Source organism: Falsiroseomonas oryzae (assembly GCF_027856955.1).
Lineage (GTDB): Bacteria > Pseudomonadota > Alphaproteobacteria > Acetobacterales > Acetobacteraceae > Falsiroseomonas > Falsiroseomonas oryzae.
Genome location: NZ_JAPSMD010000497.1, coordinates 1 through 3,518, shown reverse-complemented (window position 1 = coordinate 3,518; position 3,518 = coordinate 1). Strand labels below are relative to the sequence as shown.

The window sequence follows — 3,518 nt, the reverse complement described above, 5'->3', positions numbered from 1 at the left end:
ATGCGGCGCGGCAGCCGGCGTCTCCGTCTCGGCGGGGATGGCGGAGGGCGCCAGCGCGTCCTGCACCGCCTCGGCCGGGGCCGGGCGGTGCGCCCAGTCCGGCAGGTCGGCCGCAACGGGCGCCGGCGCGTCGCGACCATCCGGCTTCGCCTCGACGGTCTGGGCGCAATCCTGGCGCAGCAGCGCCGGGCCGAAGCGGCATTCGGCCGGCGCGCCGAAGACAGCAGGCTCGAAGGGCTGTTCCGTCGCGCCCAGCGCGCGGAAGCCCTGTTCCACCAGGTCGTACCAGCAGCCTTCCGGCCAGGGCCGGTTCTTCGGCGCCTTCTTCTGCCAGCCGCAGACCAGCAGCCGGTCCTCGGCGCGCGTCAGCGCCACATACAGCAGGCGGTGCTCCTCCTCCGCCCGGGCGCGCTTCTCGGCCGCCAGCAGGTCGGTGAAGGCGGGCGCATGCGCGTCCTTGCGCGGCGCCCAGAAGGGCAGCGGCGCCGCGCCATCCATGCACCACCGCACGGAGCGGTCGTCGCGGTCCCTGTTCACCGTGTCCGGCAGGATCACCACCGGCGCCTGCAGGCCCTTGGCGTTGTGCACGGTCATCACGCGCACCACGTCGCCGCCGCTCTCCTGCTCGCGCTTCACCTCCGCCCCGCCGCGGCGGATCCACTGCACGAAGCCCTGCAGGCTGGGCGGGTGGCGGCGTTCGTGGTCCAGCGCGGCGTTCAGCAATTCGTCGAGCGGGTCGGCGGCGTCCGGGCCGAGCCGCGCCAACAGCTTCTCCCGCCCGCGATGCTCGCCCAGCACCTCGGCCAGCAGCGCATGCGGCGTGACCAGGTCGGCGCGCGACATCAGCCTCGCGAGCCAGTCGGCGGCGCGGCCTTCCGGCGTGTCTCGCCCGCGCTCCTGCACCAGCCGCGCCCAGAGACTGCCGGGCCGGTCATGCGCCAGCGCGAACAGCTGCGCCTCGTCCAGCCCGACCAGCGGCGACTTCAGAGCCGCGGCGAGCTGCAGGTCGTCCTCCGGCAGCAGCAGCACGTCGCACAGCGCCAGCAGGTCCTGCACCGCGATCTGCTCGGCCAGCTTGAGACGGTCCGCGCCGCCCACCGGCACGCCCTGCTCCTTCAGCGCGCGCAGCAGCCGCGGCACCAGGCCACCGGTGCGCTTACGCACCAGGATCAGGATGTCGCCCGGCCGCATGGCGCGGGCGCGGGAGGGCAGCATCTCCCCGCGCCGGAGCCAGTCCGCGATGCGCGCCGCCAGCGCCTCGGCCAGCAGCGCATCGGCACCGGCCGCCTTGCCGGGCTCCTCCGGCACTTCCCAGGGGGGCGGCGGCTCGGTCTCCGGCGCCTCCAGCATCGGCCACAACTCGACGACGCCGGCCTGGCCCATGCGATCGGGGCGGTGCTCCAGCACCGCGCCGTCCTCCACCACACCCGCGCGCGCGGCGCCCTGGGCGAAGACCGCATCGACCAGCGCCAGCACCGGCGCCGTGGAGCGGAAGGATACCTTCAGCTGCACGTCGCGCAGCTCGGAGCTGATGGCGGTGCAGCGCTCCGCGAAGTGGTGCTTCCACCGGCCGAAGCCGGTCGCGTCCGCACCCTGGAACCCGTAGATGGACTGCTTGACGTCGCCCACCGCGAAGATGGTGCGCACGGGTTGCTCGCCTTTCCGCTCGACACCCCGCCCGGCGAAGAACTCCTCGGTCAGCGCCGCGGCGATGCCCCATTGCGCGGGGTTGCTGTCCTGCGCCTCATCCAGCAGCACGTGCTCCAGCCCGCCATCCAGCTTGTAGAGCACCCAGGCGCTGCCGGGATCCTGCAGCACGCGCTGCGCCGAGAGGATCAGGTCGTCATAGTCCATCAGCCCGCGCGACAGCTTGCGCGCCGCATAGCCCTGCAGCACCGGCGCGCCGAGGCCGAGCAGCGCGCGCGTCGCCGCCAGCAGCCGGCAGGCGCGGCGGCTGCCTTCCACAGCCGCGACGCGCTCCGCCTCGCGCAGCAGGATGGCCACGCATTCCGCCTGCCGCTCGCCGACCTGCTTCGTCGCCAGCGTGGCGCGCGGCTCGCCCTCCTTCGTCAGGAAGATGCCGCACCACTCCGCCCATTGCGCGGTCCGCAGCGCGGGATCCAGCGCGATCCAGTCCAGCAGCTTCGCGCCGCGCGCCTGGTCGTTGGCGTTGCGGCTGGCCTGCAGCAGCCGCGCCGCGAGCACCACCTCCTCGTCCAGCGCCTGCGCCGCGGCCTGGATCAGCGCCGCCTCATGCGCCGTCGCCGCGATGCCGAGGCGCTTCGCGATCGCCGCGCAGAGCCCGTCCAGCGAGCCGGTGCCGCGCAGCGCCGCCGCCAGCCTCTCGCGGTCGCGCGTCAGCGCCGAGACGAGCTTCGCGAAGTCGCTCGGCGGCACCAGGCTCGCCAGGCTCTCCAGCGCCTCGCGCGGCGTGAGGGGACCGGCCAGCACCTCCTCCTGCGCATCGGCCAGCAGCGCGGCGGCCTCCACATCCTCCACCACGCCGAATTGCGGCGAGAGCCCCGCCTCCAGCGGGAAGGCGCGCAGCAGGGACTGGCAGAAGGCGTGGATTGTGCTGATGCGCATCCCGCCCGGCAGTTCCAGCACGCGGCAGAACAGCACGCGCGCGCGGTCCATGTCGGCGCGATCGGGCGCGCGACCCAGCAGCACGGACAGCCGCTCCGCCAGCCGCGCCTCCGGAATCACCGCCCATTCACCGAGCTGCCGCGCGAGCCGCGTCGCCATCTCCGCCGCGGCGGCCTTGGTGAAGGTGAGGCAGAGGATCGCGTTCGGGCGCGCCTCGGGCGCCAGCAGCAGCCGCAGCACGCGGTCCGTCAACACCTTCGTCTTGCCGGAGCCGGCGGAGGCCGTGACCCAGGCCGAAGCGCCAGGATCGGAACCCTGGCCCTGCTCGAACTCGGCCTCCTGGCGGGGCGAGAGCGGGACGTTCATTCCGCCTCGTCCTCCGCATCCGCCCATTCGGCGATGCGGGAGAGGTGGTCGTAGTCGCCGCCGCGCGGCGCACGCGCCGGATGCGGCCGCGCGACGAAGGGCGCCTCGCCCAGCAGGAAACGGTCCACCAGCCGGCCGAGATTCTCCAGCGACTGCTCAGCCAGCGCCGCGATGTCCTCCACCTCCGTCAGCATCTCGCTGACCTCGCCCGGCTCCGGCCCGCCGGTCAGCTTCCAGTAGGTCAGCGCGCGCACCGGCGCGCCCTCGACCTTCTCGAAGGCGCCCGCGCGCGCCATCGCGGCCTCCAGCGGCAGCTGCGGCGCCGTGCCGTCCAGCAGGGCGGCGGCGCCGGGCGGCGAGCCGGTCTTGTAGTCCAGCACCGCCAGGCTGCCATCGCCGAAGCGGTCCAGCCGGTCGGCCCGCGCCTTCAGCGTGACGTCGCCGCGCGGGCGGCGCAGCACCATCTCCGCCTTGCGCTCGGTGTAGCTCGCCGCAATGGCGCCGCCGGCGCGACGCTCGGCCTCGACCTGCACGACGAAGTCGCCGATGCGGGCCAGGCGGGGCCG

The 3,518-nt window shown here is 74.4% G+C and carries 2 protein-coding genes; both read right to left on the bottom strand.

Annotated elements, in window-relative coordinates; genetic code table 11:
* Window positions 1–2,952: double-strand break repair helicase AddA (addA, locus tag OZN99_RS27700; RefSeq protein ID WP_270938452.1), on the bottom strand; the 2,952-nt coding region annotated here is incomplete at its 3' end.
* Window positions 2,949–3,518, bottom strand: a 570-nt coding sequence (locus OZN99_RS27695) for a PD-(D/E)XK nuclease family protein (RefSeq protein ID WP_270938451.1), incomplete at its 5' end; no start/stop codon positions are given. The genes OZN99_RS27695 and addA, both read right to left, overlap by 4 nt.